The following is an 18,930-nucleotide window of genomic DNA, read 5'->3' as shown; positions in this document are numbered from 1 at the left end:
CGGCCGGATCGGCGGGGAACTGGAGCAAGGCTGGCGGACCTCCCGTACGTTGGGGGGCGGTCGCCGCGACGCGCGGCGGACCCGCCCGGGACCGTCTACAGTGACGTAGACGGTCTACATGACTGTAGACGAAAGCTGGAGGAAGCGCCGCCATGTCCGACGTACCGTCCGCCCGCCGGCCCGCCGGGGAGCTGGAGTCCGAGGTGCTGGCCGCCCTGTGGTCGGCCCGGCAGCCGATGACCCCGCAGGACGTCCAGACGGCGCTCGGCGGGGACCTCGCCCGCACCACCATCGCGACGATCCTGGCCCGGCTGCACGACAAGGGGACGGTCGAACGCACCCGGGCCGGCCGCGCCTACGCCTACACCCCGACCGTCCAGGACACGGCGGGCCTCGCCGCCCGCCGGATGCACACCGAGCTCGGCCGCGAGGCCGACCGCTCCACCGTGCTCGCCCGCTTCGTCTCCGACCTCTCCGCCGAGGACGAGCAGCTGCTGCGCGCCCTGCTCGGCGACGGCACCGACGTCAGCGACGTAACCGACGGCACCGATGTCGGGGCCGAGGCCGAGGTCGAGGCCGACGGCACCGACAGCGCAGGCGGCAGACCCGCAGCGGCGAGCGGCCCCCGACCGACGGGCGGCCCCGGATCGGCGGGCGCCCCGTGATGATCGCCGTCTGGGCGCCGCTGCTGCTGCCCTTCCTGACCGTCCCGCTGGCCCGCCGGCTCGCCGATGCGCTGCCGCCCCGGGCCGCCGCCTGGCTGCTGGCCGGCACCGCCACCGTCCTGGCCGGCGGCACCCTCTGCTCACTCGGACTGCTCGCCACCGCCGGACTGCTCCAGCTGCCCCCGGTCGCCGCCCTCGGCCACCTCTCGCTGCCCTGGCTCACCGCCGCCGCGCCCAGCGCCCCGCTCGCCGCAGCGGTGGCCGGCCTCGCCCTGGCCGCGCTCGCCGCCCTGGCCGTACGGACGACCCGCCACCGGTGCCGGGAACTGCGCACCGCCCGGGCCGCACTGCCCGGGTCGGGCGCCGGGACAGCGGCTGCACCGGGCCCCGAGGCAGACACCGCATCGCACACCGCATCGCACACCGCGACGTGCGCTGAGACGGACGCCGACCAGCATCCGGACACGCGCCCCCGGCAAGCCCCGATGCGCTGGGCGCGCGCCCAGCGCGGGCCCCAGGACCCCGCCCGGTACCCCGCCGGACGCCCCGCCCCGCGCTCCGCACGCCGCCCCGCACGCCGCCTCGCCCGGGCGGCCTGGCGGCAGGCCCTGGCCCGGCTCCGGCACCCCGCCGACCACCCGCTCACCGTGCTGGACGACGAGTGCGCCGACGCCTTCGCCCTCCCCGGCCGCCTGCGCCGCCCCGGCCGGACCGGCGAGCCCGGCCGGATCGTGGTCACCTCCGGGATGCTGCGCGCCCTCAGCGGGCCCGAGCGCTCCGCCCTGCTCGCCCACGAGCGCGCCCACCTGACCGGCCGGCACCACGTCTTCCTCGCCCTCGCCGAGCACGCCGCCGACGTCCACCCGGCGCTCCGCCCACTGCGCGCTCCCCTCGGGTACCACCTGGAGCGCTGGGCCGACGAGGTGGCCGCCGCCCGGATCGGCGACCGCGCCGTGACCGCCCGCGCGGTCGGCCGGGCCGCCCTCGCCGCGAGCCGCTCGCCCTGGCCGGCCCGGCCCCGGCTGGTCGCCGCCGCCCACTCCGGCCCGGTCCCGCGACGGGTCGCGGCCCTCCTCCAGCCCCTCCCCTCCACCGCCCCGGCCACCCGGCTGCGGGCCGTCGCGCTGGCGCTGGCCGCCTGCCTGGCCCTGACCACCGGGGCCACCCTGGAGGCCACCGCCGACCTCCACCACACCGTCGAGACCGCCCAGCACGAACCCGGTACGGAGCGCTAGCCGCCCCCGGACGTGCGCTGCCGGCCGACCTCGAAAAGGCGCCGGAAGGGCGCCGGATGGACGCCGGAAGGGCGCCGAACCATCGCCCGACGATCGCCGAACCATCGCCGGACGATCGCCGAAAGGACACCGCAAGGGCACGGAAGAAGCGCCCGCCGGGCGCCCCCCGCCGTTTCCGTACCGCCCGGTATGCGGACTTGGTGGACCCCGTCCCCACGCGCCCGTCGCACCCGTACGCTTTCGTCAGCGCGTCGACCCCGGCGCGTCCTCGAACGGCGGCGAGGAGCAACCCGAGTGCGGCAGACCGGACGGCAGTCCCGACGACCAGAGCGCCGCACCCCGCCGACCGCGGCGGAGCTGGCCAGGGTCCACGAACGCACCCTCGCCGACGCCGCCGCCCGCGAACTCGTCCTCCCCGAGAACCCCGGGCCCGCTACGCCCGGCCGGCTCGAACCCCGCCCCGAGATCGGCGACTCCTGGGCGAGGCTGCGCCGCCTCGGCCTCGACCCCGACACCGGCGCCTCCACCGTCCTGCTCGGCCCCGCCGAGCTGGAGCAGCGCCGCCGGTCCAGCGGCCTCGACGACGTCATGCCGGTGCTGCGCGAGACCCTGCTGGAGCCGGTGGGCCAGGCACCGCTGATCCTCGCCATCGCCGACGCCGAGGGCCACGTGCTCTGGCAGGAGGGCGAACGCGGCCTGCGCCGCAGCGCCGACCGGATCGGCTTCGTCACCGGCGCCCGCTGGATCGAGGAGACCGTCGGCACCAACGGCATCGGCGTCGCGCTGCGCGCCCAGCGCCCGATGCACGTCCACTCCGCCGAGCACTACCTGCGCAGCCACCACACCTGGACCTGCGTGGCCGCCCCCGTGCACGACCCGACCACCGGCCGGCTGGTCGGCGCCATCAACCTCAGCGGCCCGGCCCACAACGTCCGCCCGTACCTGCTCCAGCTCACCGCCACCGCCGCCCGGCTCGCCGAGACCGAGCTGCGTGCCCACCGCCTGGAGGCGCTGAACCGGCTGCGCACCCTGGCCGCCCCGCTGCTCGCCCGGGTCGGCGGACCGGCCCTGGTGGTGGACGCGGCCGGCTGGACCGCCGCCTCGGCCGGGCTCCCGCCGCAGAGCCGGCTGCGCATCCCCAGCGAGGGCTGGGTCCCGGCCGCCGTGCACTGGGTGCCGGGGCTGGGCGAGTGCGTGCTGGAACCGCTCGCGGACGGCTGGCTGGTGCGGCCCGTCCGCCCGACCGGGGCGGACGGCTCCGGCACGGTGACCGCCGAACGCGCCGAGGGCGCCCGGCTCCGCCTCGACCTGCGGCGACCGGACCGCCCCGAACTGTCCGTCCGGGGCGCGGCCGACAGCTGGTCGCACCCGGTCAGCCCGCGCCATGCCGAGCTCCTGCTGCTGCTCGCCACCGCCCGCGAGGGCAGTACGGCGGCCCAGTTGGCCGAGGCGCTGTTCGGCGACGCGGGGCGGACGGTCACGGTCCGCGCCGAACTGTCCCGGCTGCGCCGCTACCTGGGCGGCCTGCTGGCCCACCGGCCGTACCGCTTCGCCGACTCGGTGCTGGTCACGGTGGAGGGGCCGGCCGATCCGCTCGACCTGCTGCCCTCCTCCACGGCCCCCGCGGTACGGCGGCTGCGGGCGGAGCTGGTGGCGGGCCTGGTCCGGCTGCCCGGGGCCGCGGCACCCGTGCCGTCACCGCGCCACGGCGGGGGCCCGGCGGTCCCGGACGGCGACCCGTCCGCGCCGTGCACCCCGACGAACAGCACCCCCACGAACCGCGCGTCCACCGACGGTGCCGTCACCAACACCCCTCCCACGAAGGAGAGTTGCGCCCCTCAGCCGCCCGCGAGCAGCGCGGCCAACTGGGCGTCGGTGGGCCCGCAGTCGCGCTCGGCCTCGGCCGAGACCAGTGCGTAGGTGCGGTCCAGCCAGGCCTGCACCCGGGGCCTGGAGGCCTCCAGCAGGGCGCTGCCGTGCGGGGATTCGAGCGCCAGGTGCAGTGTCGAGCCGTGGCAGGGGCAGTACGCCGGCCACAGCTTGACGTCGCCCTGGCCGCTGATCCCCTGGAGTCCGTCGCGCAGCAGGTCGCGGGAGAACACCCAGTCCGCCTCGTCCGGACGCCCCAGGTGGAAGGTCAGCAGCACCTCGTAGGGCCGTACGGCGTCGAAGCGGAACCGGGTGCACACCTCGCCGACCACTTCGTCGCCCAGTGAGATCCGCAGCGTCAGCACCTCCTCCACCGACACCGGAGCGGCGGTGGAGCCACCCCCATCGCCGCCCGTGGGGGTGGCGGCGAGGGGGGCACTGGAGGCTGCGGACAGCGGGTCGGGCGGCATGACGGTCTCTCCGGGAACGGCGCGGGATGCCATCAGCCTGCGTCACCGGCGACCGGGCGGGCAAGGGTTGCAAGGGGGTTGCAATAACCCCCGCCCGGGCCCGCCGACCCTTACCAGGAATATCAGACGGACCGTCAACTTCCGCTCATCGAACGGATGTCCGGAAAATGGAGGGATACTGTCCGTCGTCCGGCCACCCGCTGGTACGCTCTCCCCCTCCCGGCGCGGGCCCGCCCGCGAGGCCGGCCCGGAACGGCCGGACCGCTGCCCGGCGTGGTGCGTGGGAGAATACGGCGACGCGACGGCGGCTTCGGGGAGGGAGGGGTCCGGTGGCTGTGCGTGGGGAGACCACGCGGGACGTGCAGCACGAACCCGCACGGCAGGGTCGACACGGTCGGCCCCGCCCGTTCGGCGGCCGCTTCCGGCTGCCCACCCTGCGCTTCTCCGGTGCCGCGATGGCGATGTCCACCGTCGTCGGCATCAGCATCGCCACCACCCTCCTGTTGAACGAGCAGCAGGGCATCGGCCGTCGGGCCGGCGTCGCCCGGGTCGGCACCACCCCGCCGCCCAGCCCGAGCGGTACGGACCAGGCCGAGGCCGCCTCCGAGCGGACCACGGACACCCCTCCCCCGCCCTCCGGCCACCCGCACGCCCCGAAGCCCTCCGGCCACCCCTCGACGCACCCGTCCGGCCCGGCCAACGCCGCCGCCACGCCGCCGTCAGGGCTGCGCGCCGGAACGGCCGCCCCGGTCACGCCGTCGACCGGCGGGCAGGCCTCCGCCGGGCACGACCCGCGCCCCTCGGCCGACACCCCGGCCGACGGCTCCTCCCCCTCCGCCCAGCCGCCCACGGCCGCCGACCCGTCCGCCCCGACCCCCGGGCAGCCGGGCAGTGGGCAGACGGGCACCGGACGGCCGGACGTCGGCGCAGCCGGTACGGGCGAGTCCCCGCACCCGCCCGCGCTCCAGCCAGCCAAGCCCGGCCGCCCGCTCCCGCCGCCGGCCGCCGTCGTCCCCGGAAGCGCCGCCGGCACCGAGAGCACCGGCGCCACCGGGGGCACCGAGACCACCGACGGCACCGCCCCGGACACCGACCAGGCCCTGACCGGCGCCGGGCTGACCACCACCCTCGGCCGCGACGGCCTCCGGCACGCGCTCGACCTCACCGTGAGCGAACCGGTCACCGCACTGCAGGCCGAATTCCGGCTCGCCGCAGGCGAGTTGGCCCCCGGCACCGGAACCGTCTGGACCGACCTGCCGGGCGCCGTGGTGACCACCCAGCAGGAACGCGGCACCCTGGTCTACCGCTTCACCACCCCGCCCGGCACCGACGTCGAGCCCGGCCGCTACGGCTTCGTCGTGCGCGGCACCCGCCCGACCCAGCAGACCGGTCCGGTGCGCAAGTCGGGCCCGCAGGAGGGTTGGAACGCCGCGGCCTTCGGCATCGACCGCCCCCGGGCGGTCGCCGCGCTCGGCAGCTTCGGCCCGTCGGCGCCGCAGGCCAACCAGCAGGCCGCCCAGCAGCCCGCCCAGCACGCCACCCAGCAGCCCGGCGGCCGGCCGCCCGTCCCGCCGTCGGCAGCGCAGTCCACCCGGCAGCCCACCCGGCAGACCGCGCCGCAGCAGGCGCTCCAGCCCGCGCCGCAGGCCGCCCAGCAGCCGGTGGGCCAGGCCCGCTGACCTCGCCCCTGCCGATTCGCTGACCTCCCCTCGGCCGATCCGATCGTCCGACGATCGGCCAGCTCACCGGGCTCATCCCCGCACCCCCGTTCGTTACTGTGTGCAGCACCCGGCCCGACGCCCCCAGCGGCCCCGGCCCGGGCCGTCGTTCCGCACCCGAGGAGGAGTCCTTGTCCACCGTCCTGACCCAAGGCGGCAACGCACCGCTGACCGCCGCGCGGGTGACCGTCGAGGTCACCGCGCCCAAGGCGCTGGACGTCTCCGGCCTGCTGCTGACCGACGCCGGCAAGGTCCGCTCGGACGCCGACTTCGTCTTCTTCAACGCCCCGCACGGCCCGGGCGTGAGCCTGCGCCCGGCCGCCGCCGGAGCACCGGACGCGATCACCGTCGACACCCCGGCCGTCCCGGCGGACATCAGCAAGGTCGTGGTCACCGCCAGCCCGGCCGACCAGTCCGCCACCTTCGCCGGGATCGAGCCCACCGCCACCGTCCGGGACGCCGACACCGGTGCCGTCCTGGCCACCTTCACCCCGCCCCGGCTGGGCCTGGAGACCGCGCTCATCGTGGTGGAGATCTACCGGCGCAACGGGGTCTGGAAGGTGCGCGCGGTCGGTCAGGGGTACGCGGACGGGCTGGCGGGCATCGCCACCGACTTCGGCGTCACCGTCGACGACTCCCCGGCACCGGCACCGGCACCGGCACCGGCACCGCAGGCAGCGCCGACCCCCGCCCCGCAGGCGAGCGCGCCGACCCTCCAGATGCACTCCCCGGCCGACCTTCCGCTGCCGCCCGTCCCGCCCGTCCCGCCGGTGCCCCCGACCCCGCCCGTGCCCCCGGCGCCGCCGGCTCCCTCGGTCGACCCCCGGATCGCCCTGGCCACCGTCCCGTCCATGCCCGCCGCACCCCCGGAGCCCCCGGCACCGGCCCCGGCCCCGACCCCGACCCCGGCAGCGACGCCCACCCCCGCCCCCGCCGAGCGCCCCAAGGTCACCCTCGACAAGGGCCGGGTCAACCTGGTCAAGGGCAGCTCCGTCTCCCTGGTGAAGAACGGCCGCCCCTTCCTCTCCTCGGTCCGGATGGCTCTCGGCTGGGAGTCCGCCGCCCGCGGCCGTGACATCGACCTGGACGCCTCCTGCCTGGCCTTCGACGCGAAGCACCGGCGCCTGGAGACGGCCTGGTTCATGAAGCTGAGCATCTTCAACGGCGCGATCGCCCACTCCGGCGACAACCTGGTCGGCGGTGACGGCGGTGACGACGAGGCGATCACCGTCCACTTGGAGGGCCTGTCGGCCGAGGTCCACGCGCTGGTGTTCGTGGTCAACTCCTTCTCCGGCCAGAAGTTCACCGAGCTGCGGAACGCCTACTGCCGCCTGGTGGACGTCCGCACCGAGGAGGAGCTGGTCCGCTTCGACCTGACCCACTCCGAGCCGCGCACCGGCGTGGTGATGTGCAAGCTGGTCCGCCGCCCCACCGGCGAGTGGGAGATGACGGCGCTCGGCGAGTTCGTCGACGGCAAGACCGCCCGGGCGATGATCGAGCCCTCCGCCGCCCTCCTCTGATCCCGACCACATCCGCTCAACGTCAAAGCCACGCCAGCGAATTCACCCCCCTGGGGCATCAAGTCGTCCACGGATCGACTCGATTGACTCTCCGGGGGGTGAAGCACATCCTCCCCTGCACTCACGCACCTGTGCACCCGTGGAGGAGAGACCGTGCCCCGCTTCCCGTCCCGCCTCGCCGTCGCCGGCGCCGCTGTCGCCCTCACCGTCGGCCTGATCACCCCCGGCGCGGCTCACGCCGGGGCCAAGCCCGCCACCCGGACCGGCACGCTCAAGTGGGCTGCCCTCGGCGACTCCTACACCGCGGGCGTCATCGAGGCCACCGGCGACCTCACCGCGCCCCAGGACGGCTGCGCCCGCACCACCGGCTCCTACCCCGAGCTGATCCGCCGCGACCTCGGCGCCCTGGTCGACCTCCACAACGCCAGCTGCAGCGGCGCCACCAGCCCGGACGTCTCCACGAACAAGCAGAGCCCGCTCGGCCGCCCGCTCCCGCCCTTCGGCAGCGACCCCGACGCGCCGTACCCGCCCGTCCCGCCGCAGATCGACGTCGTCGACCCGGACACCGCCGTGATCACCGTGAGCACCGGCGGCAACGACCTCGGCTTCGGACAGATCCTCAAGGACTGCATCGAACTCGGCGCCACCCACCTCGGCCTGGGCACGCCCTGCAAGGACAAGTACGACGCCCAGATCCCCGGCCGGCTCGACCAGCTGCGCACCGACTACACCGCCATGCTCACCGCCCTCCAGCAGAAGGCCCCGTCCGCCCGGGTCGTCACCGTCGGCTACCCGCACCTGATCCCCGAGGACGCCACCCGCTGCCAGTACGGCAACCTGCTGCAGTTCGGCACCTTCACCCCCGGCGACCTCGGCTGGGCCCGCGACAGCATCCTCAAGCCGCTCAACCTGGCCATCGAGCAGACGAGTTCGGCCCAGCAGGACACCTACGTCGACCTCTACCCGGGCTCCGCCGGACACAGCGTCTGCGACCCCGACCACTGGCTGGACGGCGTGCTGACCAGCATCATCCCGCTCAAGTACGCGCTGGTGCACCCCAACGCCAAGGGCCAGAAGTTCGCCGCCGCCCAGGTCGAGTCCACCCTCCTCGGCAACTGACCGGCGCCCGGCGGGAAAACCGGTGGCACGGCCCGCCACCGGGGATCATCCTGGTCGGATGATCATCCGCGAAGCCACCCCCGAGGACTGGTCGGCCATCTGGCCGTTCTTCCACGCCATCGTCGCCGCCGGCGAGACCTTCCCCTACCCCCTGGACATGCCCTCCGAGCTGGGCCGGGAGTGGTGGATGAAGACCGCCCCCGACCGCACCGTGGTCGCCGTCGACGAGGACGGCACGGTCCTCGGCACCGCCACCATGAACCGCAACCGCCCCGGCAACGGCGGGCACGTGGCCAGCGCCAGTTACATGGTCGACCCGGCGCACCACGGCAAGGGCATCGGGCGGGCCCTGGTCGAGTACACCCTCGACTGGGCCCGCGGGGCGGGCTTCCGCGCCATGCAGTTCAACGCGGTGGTCGCCAACAACGACCACGCCGTCAAGCTGTACCGCTCGCTGGGCTTCGAGGTGGTCGGCACCGTCCCCGAGGCCTTCCACCACCCGGTCGACGGCTACGTCGGCCTGCACGTCATGTACCGCCCGCTGTAGCCACGGGGGCCCTACTCCTCGATCGCCCCGCCGACCCGCCGCAGGTGCTGCCGGAAGCTGTACGACGGGTCGGCGGCGCGCCGCTCCAGGAACTCCTCGAAGCGGGTCTGCCTCCGCAGGGTGTCCCCGGCCGTGATCCGCCCGGCCTGCGCCCGTTCGGTGGCGGCGATCCCGGCGGCCGTCTCCAGCACCTCCCCGGCCCGGTCGGCCGGCACGAACAGCACCCCGTCCGCGTCCGCGAACACCACGTCCCCGGCGGTCACCAGGTGCGGCCCGAACCGCGCCGACTCCAGCGCCTCCGGCTCCCGGCCGTCCAGCCGCAGCGGGCCCACCGGCAGCGCGCCGTAGCTGAACACCGGCAGCCCGATCTCCACCAGCTCGGGCGTGTCCCGGTGCAGCCCCCACACCACGATCCCGGCCACCCCGGCGGCCCGCGCCTCCAGCACCGCGAGGTCCCCGATGCAGGCCTCGTCGGTCCGCCCGCCGTTGTCGATCACCAGCACGTCCCCGTCCAGCGCGCCCCCGTACGCCTCCAGGAACACGTCCACGCTCCCGTAGTGCCGCACCGGCAGCACCCGCCCCGCCACCCGCGCTCCGGCCACCACCGCCCCCACCCCCACCGGCGCCGCCCGCACCCCCACCCCGAGCCGCACACACGCATCCGCCACCAACGGCGTCGACAACCCCTCAAACTCCTCGAACCCCTTGGACATCCCCAACTCCTCCCACCGAAAGCCAAGTTGACCAGTACCGGAATCCTATGCCGGACCTCAAACTCACACCATCGAGTGAAAGTCCGCCGTGTACTGCATAACCCGACCGAAGGGCGAATAGCGTGACGCCCATCCGAAGGAGGGGCATCATGAGTGCTGTGGCGCATGAGCAACCGATCACGAACTCCCCGTCGCAGGCCGACATCCTGCTGGAGAGCTTCCTGAGCCTGCACTCCCCCGAAGGCTTCCGGGCTGAGCTCATCGAGGGAGAGATCATCGTGGCACCACCGCCGGACGGCAGGCACGAGTACTACTTCGACCTGCTGATCGACGAGGTGAAGGCGAAGTCAGCAGTCCGTATGCAAGGCTCCGGCAACAAGGGGCTTCGATTGGCCAGGGGTGGTCTCTGCCCCAAGAACTACGTCATCCCGGACCTGACCTTCGCTCCGAGGGAACTCGACATCTTTTGGGACGCCCCGCCCTGGATGGACCCGGACGGGCTCGCGATGGTCGCCGAGATCACCTCCAGCAAGCCGGACCAGGACCGCATCGCCAAGCGCCACTGCTACGCCCGGGCCGGCATCCCGCTGTACCTCCTCATCGACCGCGAGAAATCGCAGGTCAGCCTCTTCGGCAAGCCCCACCGGGACGAGTACACCGAAGTCCACCTGGCCGCCTTCGGTGAGCCGCTCGCCCTCCCCGCCCCGTTCGACTTCGAGCTGGACACCAAGTACTTCCTCCGCTCATAGGCAAACGGAACGGCCCGCACCCCCCGTCAGGGGTGCGGGCCGTTCATCCTGCCGCCAGGGTCAGCTACGGGTGGCCATGGCGCGCAGGAAGAAGGTGAGGTTGGCCGGGCGCTCGGCGAGGCGGCGCATGAAGTAGCCGTACCACTCCTGGCCGTACGGGAGGTAGACCCGCATGGTGTTGCCCTCCTCCGCGAGGCGCAGCTGCTCCTCGGGGCGGATGCCGAACAGCATCTGGTACTCGAAGGAGTCCCGGGTGCGGTTGTTCCACTGGGCCAGCTGGCCGGCGATCTTGATCATGTTGGGGTCGTGCGAGGCGATCATCGGGTAGCCCTCGCCGGCCATCAGGATCTTGAGCGCGCGGACGTACGCGAGGTCGACCTCGTGCTTGCCCTGGAAGGCGACCGACTCGGGCTCCTTGTAGGCGCCCTTGCACAGGCGCACCCGGGAGCCGGGGCCGGAGAACTCGCGGCAGTCGGCCTCGGTGCGGCGCAGGTAGGCCTGGAGGACGACGCCCAGCCAGGGGAAGTCCGCCCGCAGCTCGCGCGCGATGGCGAGGGTGGAGTCGGTGGTGGTGTGGTCCTCCATGTCGAGGGTCACCGTGGTGCCCGCGTCGGCGGCGGCCTCGCAGATGCGGCGGGCGTTCTCCAGCGCGATCTTCTCGCCGTCCACCGGCAGGAACTGGCCGACGGCCGACAGCTTGACGGACACCTCGGCGCCGGCGGCGAGGCCGGTCTCCTTGAGGGCCTTGAGCAGGTGCTCGTACGCCTCGGCGGTGCCGGCGGCCTGGGCGGCGTCCTTGGTGTCCTCGCCGAGGTGGTCGAGGGTGACCTTGCGGCCGGTCGCGACCAGGTCGTCGGTCGCGGTCACGGCGTCGTCGAGGACGTCACCGGCGACGAAGCGCTCGACTATCGCGTGGGTCGGGGGGAACTTCTCGACCACGGTGCGGACCTGGGGGGACCGCGAGGCCGCGAGAAGGGCGGAACGGAGCATCGTGACTCCTGGAGCTGATGTTTCCAAGGGTGGCAGAAAGAGCCGGGGCGGCGGTACGGGGGTGAGCCGCCGCCCCGGCGGGGCGGCGCCCGGCTGCGGGGCCGGGCGTCGCGGGTGACCGTTGGCTACTGGGCGCAGAGCGGTCGGGGTGGGCTGGTCAGCCCATGTGCGGGTAGCGGTAGTCGGTCGGCGGGACGAAGGTCTCCTTGACCGAGCGGGTCGACGTCCAGCGGGCCAGGTTCTGCTTGGCGCCGGCCTTGTCGTTGGTGCCGGAGGCGCGGCCGCCGCCGAAGGGCTGCTGGCCGACGACGGCGCCGGTGGGCTTGTCGTTGATGTAGAAGTTGCCGGCGGCGAAGCGCAGCTTGTGCATCGCGTCCTGGGCCGCGGCGCGGTCCTGGGCGATGATGGCGCCGGTCAGGCCGTAGGCGGAGACGGACTCCATCTGGGCCAGCATCTCCTCGTACTTCTCGTCCTCGTAGACGTACACGGCGAGGATCGGGCCGAAGTACTCCTCGCGGAAGTACTCCGCGGCCGGGTCCTGGCAGACCAGGACGGTCGGGCGGACGAAGTAGCCGACCGAGTCGTCGTAGCTGCCGCCGGCGAGGACCTCGACGGAGGCGTCGGCGTGGGCGCGGTCGATGGCGGCCTTGTTCTTGGCGAAGGCGCGCTCGTCGATGACGGCCGACATGAAGTTGGACAGGTCGCTGACGTCGCCCATGGTGAGGCCGTCGACCTCGGCGGCGAACTCGTCCTTGAGGCCGGCCCAGATCGAGGCGGGGACGTAGGCGCGGGAGAGCGCCGAGCACTTCTGGCCCTGGAACTCGAAGGCGCCGCGGGTCATCGCGGTCTTCAGCACGGCCGGGTCGGCGGACGGGTGGGCGACCAGGAAGTCCTTGCCGCCGGTCTCGCCGACGATCCGCGGGTAGGTGCGGTAGCCGGCGATGTTCTCGCCGACGGAACGCCACAGGTGCTGGAAGGTGGCGGTGGAGCCGGTGAAGTGGATGCCGGCCAGCGCGGGGTGCTTGAGCGCGACGGCGGAGACGTCCAGGCCGTCGCCGGTCACCATGTTGATGACGCCCTTGGGCAGGCCGGCCTCCTCCAGCAGCTGCATCAGCAGGTGCGCGGAGTACTGCTGGGTGGGGGACGGCTTCCACAGCACCACGTTGCCCATCAGCGCGGGCGCGGTCGGCAGGTTGCCGGCGATCGCGGTGAAGTTGAACGGGGTGATCGCGTAGACGAAGCCCTCCAGCGGGCGGTGGTCGCTGCGGTTCCACACGCCGTCCGAGGAGACCGGCTGCTCGGCCATGATCTGGCGGGCGAAGTGCACGTTGAAGCGCAGGAAGTCGACCAGCTCGCAGGGGGTGTCGATCTCGGCCTGCTGGGCGGTCTTGGACTGGCCGAGCATGGTGGCGGCGGCCAGGGTCTCGCGCCAGGGGCCGGCCAGCAGGTCGGCGGCCTTGAGGAAGATCGCGGCGCGCGAGTCGAAGGAGAGCGCCTGCCAGGCCGGGGCAGCGGCCAGGGCAGTGTCGATGGCTTCCTGCGCGTCGGCCTGGGTGGCGTTGCGCAGGGTGCCGAGCCGAGCCGCGTGGTTGTGCGGCTGGACGACGTGGATCTCGGTGCCGCCGCCCATCCGGCGCTCACCGTTGATCGTCATGGTCAGCTGGACCGGCTCCTGGCCGCCCAGCTCCTTCAGCTTGGCCTCCAGGCGAGCCCGTTCGGGGCTGCCGGGGGCGTAGCTGTGGACCGGCTCGTTCACCGGCGCGGGGACCTGGGTCACAGCGTCCATGAGGCGCACGCTCTCCTTCGTTGCAATGCGGGGGAAGGCCTGCGCGGGTCACGCACGGGCCACAGCACGAACGCTATTCCTGGCTGCCCGGCCACTTGATTGGCCGGGCGGCTAAATTCCCCCGTACGGCGTTGTCCGGACCGACGAAAGCGATCACACAACGGTCACGGCAGCCCCATCCGCCCTACCTGCCCCACCGGCACCATCCTCGGCACCACTCTCGGCACCACTCGCGGTGCCACTCTCGGCACCACCCTCCGCTGGACGCCCCGGCCGGAACCGTCGGACCGTCCCGGTCCTGTCCAACCGGCTAAAATCGACCGCACACCGTTGTCCGAGCGGATGAAGGAGGCCCGGCGTGACCACCCCCGGGCTCCCGCTCCGCCAGCTGCTGATGTCCCTGGGCGAACCCCTGGTCGAACTCCAGGCCGCCCCCCAGGGCCTGGACGTCCCCGTCCGCGACGTCGCGATCCTCGACCCGGAGGACCCGCCGACCGCCTCCCCCGGCGAACTCGTGCTCGCCATCGGCGCCCGCGGCCGCGCCGCCCTCCCCGCCCTGCGCGCGGCCGGCCGGGCCGGCGCCGCCGCCGTCGCGGTCAAGCTGGACGCCCCCGGCCAGGCCGACGCCCTGCGCGAGGCCGCCACCGACGCGGGCGTCGCCCTGCTGTCGGTGCGCCGGGAGACCCGCTGGGAGCACCTGGACTCGCTCGCCCGGGCGATCATCGCCGGTCCCGACGCCCCGGCCTCCCCCGGCGCCCCCGAACCCAACGCGGGCGACCTCTTCTCCCTCGCCCAGACCGTCGCCGTGCTCACCAACGGCATCGTCTCGATCGAGGACACCTCCAGCCGGGTCCTCGCCTACTCCCGCTCCTCCGACTCCGACGAGGTCGACGACCTGCGCCGGCTCTCCATCCTCGGCTGGCAGGGCCCCGAGCCGTACCTCTCCAAGCTCCGCGAGTGGGGCATCTTCCAGCACCTGCGCAGCTCGGACACCCCGATCGCGGTCGAGCCGCACCCCGAGCTCGGCCTGCGCCGCCGCCTGGCGGTCGGCATCCGGGCCGGCGCGCAGCCGCTCGGCACCATCTGGGTGCAGGAGGGCGCCCAGCCGCTGGCTGCCCACGCCGAGCAGGCCCTGGTCGGCGCCGCCCGGGTCGCGGCCGCCCAACTGGTGCGCCGCCGACGCGAGTTGTCCGCCGACGTCCGGCTGACCCAGACCCTGCTGACCGGACTGCTGGAGGGCTCCACCGGCCCCCAGTCGCTGGCCACCCACCTCGGCCTGGACCTGCGCCGCCCGGCCACCGTGCTCGCGTACGGGGCCCGCACCACCGAGGCGCTGCACCGCTCCGACGTCACCGGCCTGATCTCGGTGCACACCGCCGCCCGGCACCGCGCCGCACTGCTCGCCCCGATCGAGTCCCGGGTCTACGTGCTGCTGCCCGAGCTCCCGCCCGGTCTGCCGATGACCACCGTGCGCGACTGGGCGGCCGAGGTGGTCACCGCCGCCCGGGAGCACCTCGGCGTCCCGCTGCGCGCCGCGATCGGCTCGACCGTCGACGGCCTGTCCCAGGTGCCGGACTCCCGCGCCCAGGCCGACCGCATCCTGGACGCGATGGGCCGCGGCGGGGTCGACCTCGACGTCGCGGCGCTGATCGACGTCCAGGCCGAGGTGCTGGTCAGCGAGGTGCTCGCACTGCTCCAGGACCGCACCGGCCTGCGCGACCCGCGGCTCACCGCGCTCACCGCGTACGACCGCCGCCACCACACCCGGCTCGCCGAGTCGGTGCTCGCCTGGCTGGACGCGCTCGGCGAGGTCCGGGTCGCCGCCGACGCCCTGCACATCCACCCCAACACCCTGCGCTACCGGGTGCGCCGCGCCGAGCAGTTGACCGGCATCGACCTCGCCCAGCCGCAGCAGCGGCTGCTGGCGATGCTGCAACTGCGGCTGCCCGCGGACGAGTAGTCCGCGGGCAGCCGTTTACTTGACGCTCCGTCAGGCTCCGTACCCCTGGCCGCGCTTGTGCTCGTTCAGCCGGCGCCACGGCCCGCTGATCGCCAGCTGGATGCCCGGCTCCTGGATGTTGGCGAAGAGGGTCCGGCCGTCGTCCGAGAAGGTCACCCCGGTGAACTCGCTGAACTCGGGCTTGGCCGCGCTGCCGATGTTCAGCTCGTTGCGGGCGATCGGGTAGACCAGCCCGTCCTCGGTGGCGCCGAACAGGTGCGAGATCCCGTTGCCGTCCTCGGCGATCACGATGCCGCCGTACGGCGAGACGGTGATGTTGTCCGGGCCGTCGTAGTTGTCGTGGTCGCCCAGGACGTCGTCGTTGACGCCCAGCAGCACCTTGAGGGTGATGGTGCGACGCGCCGGGTTGTAGAACCACACCTGGCCGTCGTGCTGCAGCGGGCTCTCCGAACGGGCGAAGCTGGAGACGAAGTAGAAGCCGCCGTCACCCCACCACATGCCCTCCAGCTTGCGGGCCCGGGTGACCTCGCCCTCCTTGAACTGCTTGCGCACCGAGACGGTCCGGGCGTCGCGGTCCTGCACCTTGACCCAGTCGGCGCCGTAGACGGTGCCGACCTTGGTGGCCCGGGAGAGGTCGTCGACGAACCTGCCCTGGGCGTCGAAGACCTTGAAGGCCTCCAGCACGCCGGCGTCGGCGGCGAGCTTGCGCAGCTGGTACCGGCCGTGCCGGAAGCCGGCCGGCGGGGTCCAGCGGAACAGCAGGCCGTTCGGGTTGGAGGCGTCCTCGGTGAGGTACACGTGACCGCGCTTGGGGTCCACCACCACGGCCTCGTGGGCGTACCGGCCGAAGGCCTTCACCGGCTGCGGGTCGCGGTTGTACTCGTCGTCGAAGGGGTCGACCTCGAAGACGTAGCCGTGGTCCTTGGTGAAGCCGTTCTTGCCGGCCTTGTCCTCGGTCTCCTCGCCGGACAGCCAGGTGCCCCACGGGGTCACCCCGCCCGCGCAGTTGGTGGCGGTGCCGGCGATGCCGACCCACTGCTCGACCGAGCCGTCCCGCTTGGCGTGCACGATCGTGCAGCCGCCGGCCGCGCCCGGGTCGTAGACGTGCCCCTCGGTCAGCGGCACCGGGTGCGGCCAGTTGGCCCGGGCGCCGGACAGCTCGTGGTTGACCACCATCAGGTTGCCGCCGCGCTCGTCCTCGAAGGCGGACGTGCCGTCGTGGTTGCTCGGGGTGAACTCGCCGGTGCGCAGCCGGGTCTGCCCGGCCCGGTTGAGCACCTTGTACGAGAAGCCCTTGGGCAGCGAGAGCAGCCCGGCCGGGTCCGGCACCAGCGGGCCGTAGCCGATCGCGGCGCCGCCCGCCGCGTTGGTCCCGGCGGCACCGGCCGCGGCGGCGACCGGGGCCTCGCCGCCGACCGGCGCGGCGATCGCACCGGGGGCGCTGGCCAGCGCCTCGGCACCGCCGGCGATCAGCACGCCGGCCCCGACGAGGGTGGAACGGTTGACGAAGTCCCGACGGGACAGCGACATGGCAGCAACTCCTGGGGGGGGGGTGTACGGGCGTCGAGGCAGGTCGTCGACGCCCAGCAGACTCCGCCGCAGGGGTGAACCCGGCATGACGCCCATCGCACGACGAGGCGACCATTTGCCAACCGATGACCGACACATGACCCACGCTTTACCGAGCGCGGGTCAGCCCCGCCCGGATCGGTCGAGCGCACATCGGTCGAGCGCGGGTCAGCCGCGCCCGGTCCGCCACTGCTCCCAGGCCGCCAGCCACAGCTGCTCCACCAGCCGGTGCTCCTCCGGGGTGCCCGACCCGGCCGTCCCCGGACGCTCCCGCCACAGCTGCTCCCAGGCCCGCTGCGCCGGCAGGCTCGCCACCTCGCTGGCGAACACGGTGTACCGGACCACCTCCTCGACCGCCGCCTCGCCCTGCGGCGTGCCGATCAGCCAGTGCGTCTGCTGGGACAGCCGGTTGAGGTGGTTGACCATCGAGGTCACCGCCGCCGCGGCCTCCTCCCGGGTCTCCGTGGCGAGCCGCATCTGCTGGCGCACCGCCGCCTCCCAGCGCACCGCGCAGACGTCCCCGCGCAGCCCGCGCGGCAGCCGCGGCGTCCGCCCGACCCGCACCTGCGCCTCGATCGCGGCGGCCTCCGCGATGCTCTGGGCGATCAGCTCCCGGTGCGCCTCCAGCCCCGCAGCGGTCGGCAGTTCACGCTCCTCGACCGGGACGTAGCGGGCCCGCCGGGAGGCCAGGTCGCGCAGCAGCTCGGTGCGCCCGCGCAGGTAGCAGTCGAAGTCCCCGATCCCGGCGAGCTCCACCCCGCCGGGGGGCAGCCCGCGCCCGCACACCGTGACGGCCTGCCCGTGGACCCGCAACCGGACGGCCCACACCGACCCGGCGGCCTCCGACCCGCCGCCCGACGCCCCGCCGGCTGCCGTACCACCCGAGGCCCCACCGGCTGCCGTACCACCCGAGACCCCGCCACCCGCCACACCGCCGGGCACCGGCCGGTCCTCGTGCACCTCCACCGCGCAGGGCTCACCGTCCACGGTGATCCACTCCCGCAGCGTCCGCACCCGCCCCGGCCCGTCCCCCTCGTCCACGCCCAACTGCTCGTAGACGCGGTCCCGTTCGTCCTCGACCACGTCCTCCAGCTCGGGCAGCACCTCACAGCCGTCGGCCCCCGGCCGGTACGTCCGCACGGTCACGTACGGCCCGGCCGCGGTGGTCCAGTCACCGCACTGCACCTCGACCCAGCGCAGCTCACCGCCGCAGGTCTCGAAGGCCGCGAGCGCCTCGCCCCGGCCGGGCGGCCCGACCACGCCGTACACCGGGAAGTCCACCGTGGCGAGGGTCCGGCGGGAGAAGTCCTCCTGGCCGGCGAAGCGCTCCGGCCCGCCCGACCGCTCCGGCCCCGACCGCTCGACGTTCCACTCCTGGGGCCTTCCGCCGCTCTCCCGCACCATCCTCTGCCGCACCCCCGAGTCCTCGCGCCCGCACCGCTGACGCCACTTTACGTGCCGGGAGCTGCCGGGTCATCAGCTCCGCTGCCGTACCGGGGCGGTGGCCGTGTCCATCGGCCACGATGTCAGCAGCCCTCCCTACGCTGGCGGCATGACAGCACAGAACGACGCAGCCCAGCCCGCCTTCCCCGCCCGGATCAGCATCGTCACCCTCGGCGTCTCCGACCTCGACCGCAGCGCCCGGTTCTACCAGGACCTCGGCTGGCGGCGCTCCGCCGCCTCCAGCCCGGAGATCGTCTGGTTCCGCACCTCCGACTCGGTGCTGGGCCTCTTCCCCTCCGAGGAGCTGGCCGCCGACGCGGGCGTGCCCGCGACCGGCGAACCCTCCTTCCGCGGCGTCACCCTGGCGGTGAACCTGGAGTCCCCCGCCCTGGTGGACGCCGCGCTGCGCACCGCGGTCGAGGCCGGCGCCGTGGTGGTCAAGCCGCCGGTCCCGACCAGCTGGGGCGGCTACTCCGGCTACTTCGAGGACCCGGACGGGCACCTGTGGGAGCTGGCCCACAACCCGTTCTTCCCCTTCACCGAGGACGGCTCGCTGGACCTCCCGTAGCCCGTCGTC

The 18,930-nt window shown here is 74.2% G+C and carries 16 protein-coding genes; 10 read left to right on the top strand and 6 right to left on the bottom strand.

The features are described from left to right. Positions 1-152 precede the first annotated feature (152 nt). From ACFV8H_RS02760 to ACFV8H_RS02750, 3 genes are all read left to right on the top strand, one after another. A complete protein-coding gene (locus ACFV8H_RS02760; RefSeq protein ID WP_380396234.1) occupies positions 153-665 on the top strand; it encodes a BlaI/MecI/CopY family transcriptional regulator in 513 nt (170 codons plus the stop codon). Then, positions 665-1,900: a M48 family metalloprotease gene (locus ACFV8H_RS02755; protein WP_380396233.1), complete on the top strand. Its 1,236-nt coding sequence runs from the start codon at positions 665-667 to the stop codon at positions 1,898-1,900. The genes ACFV8H_RS02760 and ACFV8H_RS02755 overlap by 1 nt, the downstream gene beginning before the upstream one ends. A 294-nt stretch (positions 1,901-2,194) precedes the next feature. After that, positions 2,195-3,820, top strand: a complete 1,626-nt coding sequence (locus ACFV8H_RS02750) for a GAF domain-containing protein (protein WP_380396232.1) — start codon at positions 2,195-2,197, stop codon at positions 3,818-3,820. Here the strand turns inward: ACFV8H_RS02750 and ACFV8H_RS02745 are convergent. Continuing rightward, entirely contained in the window at positions 3,739-4,239 is a 501-nt protein-coding gene (locus ACFV8H_RS02745) for an SsgA family sporulation/cell division regulator (RefSeq protein WP_375894490.1), read from the bottom strand. The two genes, ACFV8H_RS02750 and ACFV8H_RS02745, sit on opposite strands and share 82 nt — an antisense overlap. A gap of 329 nt (positions 4,240-4,568) precedes the next feature. Between ACFV8H_RS02745 and ACFV8H_RS02740 the strand changes: the two genes are divergently transcribed. The 4 genes from ACFV8H_RS02740 (at position 4,569) to ACFV8H_RS02725 (ending at position 9,143) form a co-directional block, all read left to right on the top strand. After that, a complete protein-coding gene (locus ACFV8H_RS02740) occupies positions 4,569-5,918 on the top strand; it encodes a hypothetical protein (RefSeq protein ID WP_380396231.1) in 1,350 nt (449 codons plus the stop codon). Between the two features lie 182 nt (positions 5,919-6,100). After that, positions 6,101-7,477 (top strand): TerD family protein, encoded by a 1,377-nt coding sequence (locus ACFV8H_RS02735; RefSeq protein ID WP_380396339.1) that lies wholly within the window; start codon positions 6,101-6,103, stop codon positions 7,475-7,477. Between the two features lie 153 nt (positions 7,478-7,630). Then, positions 7,631-8,596, top strand: a complete 966-nt coding sequence (locus ACFV8H_RS02730; protein WP_380396230.1) for an SGNH/GDSL hydrolase family protein — start codon at positions 7,631-7,633, stop codon at positions 8,594-8,596. 58 nt (positions 8,597-8,654) lie between these two features. After that, a complete protein-coding gene (locus ACFV8H_RS02725; RefSeq protein WP_380396229.1) occupies positions 8,655-9,143 on the top strand; it encodes a GNAT family N-acetyltransferase in 489 nt (162 codons plus the stop codon). Between the two features lie 11 nt (positions 9,144-9,154). Here ACFV8H_RS02725 and ACFV8H_RS02720 read toward each other — a convergent pair whose 3' ends face one another. Next, positions 9,155-9,856: an RraA family protein gene (locus ACFV8H_RS02720; protein WP_375894479.1), complete on the bottom strand. Its 702-nt coding sequence runs from the start codon at positions 9,854-9,856 to the stop codon at positions 9,155-9,157. 149 nt (positions 9,857-10,005) lie between these two features. Between ACFV8H_RS02720 and ACFV8H_RS02715 the strand changes: the two genes are divergently transcribed. Next, positions 10,006-10,605: a Uma2 family endonuclease gene (locus ACFV8H_RS02715; RefSeq protein WP_380396228.1), complete on the top strand. Its 600-nt coding sequence runs from the start codon at positions 10,006-10,008 to the stop codon at positions 10,603-10,605. 60 nt (positions 10,606-10,665) lie between these two features. Here ACFV8H_RS02715 and ACFV8H_RS02710 read toward each other — a convergent pair whose 3' ends face one another. Then, on the bottom strand, positions 10,666-11,595 hold the full coding sequence (locus tag ACFV8H_RS02710) for a proline dehydrogenase family protein (protein ID WP_375894476.1): 930 nt from the start codon (positions 11,593-11,595) through the stop codon (positions 10,666-10,668). 157 nt (positions 11,596-11,752) lie between these two features. After that, on the bottom strand, positions 11,753-13,381 hold the full coding sequence (gene pruA / locus ACFV8H_RS02705) for an L-glutamate gamma-semialdehyde dehydrogenase (RefSeq protein ID WP_375894473.1): 1,629 nt from the start codon (positions 13,379-13,381) through the stop codon (positions 11,753-11,755). Positions 13,382-13,739: 358 nt separating this feature from the next. On the opposite strand from pruA, the gene ACFV8H_RS02700 reads away from it, so the two are divergent. Continuing rightward, positions 13,740-15,341: a PucR family transcriptional regulator gene (locus ACFV8H_RS02700; RefSeq protein WP_380396227.1), complete on the top strand. Its 1,602-nt coding sequence runs from the start codon at positions 13,740-13,742 to the stop codon at positions 15,339-15,341. 30 nt (positions 15,342-15,371) lie between these two features. Here ACFV8H_RS02700 and ACFV8H_RS02695 read toward each other — a convergent pair whose 3' ends face one another. Together ACFV8H_RS02695 and ACFV8H_RS02690 are read right to left on the bottom strand one after the other, a co-directional pair. Further along, positions 15,372-16,871, bottom strand: coding sequence for an alkaline phosphatase PhoX (locus tag ACFV8H_RS02695; RefSeq protein ID WP_380396226.1), 1,500 nt, complete (start codon positions 16,869-16,871; stop codon positions 15,372-15,374). Positions 16,872-17,078: 207 nt separating this feature from the next. Beyond that, a complete protein-coding gene (locus ACFV8H_RS02690; protein WP_380396225.1) occupies positions 17,079-18,326 on the bottom strand; it encodes a hypothetical protein in 1,248 nt (415 codons plus the stop codon). Between the two features lie 136 nt (positions 18,327-18,462). Here ACFV8H_RS02690 and ACFV8H_RS02685 point away from each other — a divergent pair, with 136 nt between their 5' ends. Next, a complete protein-coding gene (locus ACFV8H_RS02685) occupies positions 18,463-18,921 on the top strand; it encodes a VOC family protein (protein WP_375894462.1) in 459 nt (152 codons plus the stop codon). Positions 18,922-18,930: the final 9 nt, after the last annotated feature.

Origin of the sequence: Kitasatospora sp. NPDC059827, from assembly GCF_042731675.1 — a bacterium.
Classification (GTDB): Bacteria; Actinomycetota; Actinomycetes; order Streptomycetales; family Streptomycetaceae; genus Kitasatospora.
Note: the sequence above shows the minus strand (reverse complement) of the source record. Positions and strands in the feature narration are given on the sequence as shown.

Excerpts from the sequence above, each read along its gene's own strand:
- ACFV8H_RS02760 (WP_380396234.1), top strand. The coding sequence starts at position 153 with ATGTCCGACGTACCGTCCGCCCGCCGGCCCGCCGGGGAGCTGGAGTCC.
- ACFV8H_RS02695 (WP_380396226.1), bottom strand. The coding sequence starts at position 16,871 with ATGTCGCTGTCCCGTCGGGACTTCGTCAACCGTTCCACCCTCGTCGGG.
- pruA (WP_375894473.1), bottom strand. The coding sequence starts at position 13,381 with ATGGACGCTGTGACCCAGGTCCCCGCGCCGGTGAACGAGCCGGTCCAC.
- ACFV8H_RS02725 (WP_380396229.1), top strand. The coding sequence starts at position 8,655 with ATGATCATCCGCGAAGCCACCCCCGAGGACTGGTCGGCCATCTGGCCG.
- ACFV8H_RS02745 (WP_375894490.1), bottom strand. The coding sequence starts at position 4,239 with ATGCCGCCCGACCCGCTGTCCGCAGCCTCCAGTGCCCCCCTCGCCGCC.
- ACFV8H_RS02720 (WP_375894479.1), bottom strand. The coding sequence starts at position 9,856 with ATGTCCAAGGGGTTCGAGGAGTTTGAGGGGTTGTCGACGCCGTTGGTG.
- ACFV8H_RS02715 (WP_380396228.1), top strand. The coding sequence starts at position 10,006 with ATGAGTGCTGTGGCGCATGAGCAACCGATCACGAACTCCCCGTCGCAG.
- ACFV8H_RS02755 (WP_380396233.1), top strand. The coding sequence starts at position 665 with ATGATCGCCGTCTGGGCGCCGCTGCTGCTGCCCTTCCTGACCGTCCCG.
- ACFV8H_RS02710 (WP_375894476.1), bottom strand. The coding sequence starts at position 11,595 with ATGCTCCGTTCCGCCCTTCTCGCGGCCTCGCGGTCCCCCCAGGTCCGC.
- ACFV8H_RS02685 (WP_375894462.1), top strand. The coding sequence starts at position 18,463 with ATGACAGCACAGAACGACGCAGCCCAGCCCGCCTTCCCCGCCCGGATC.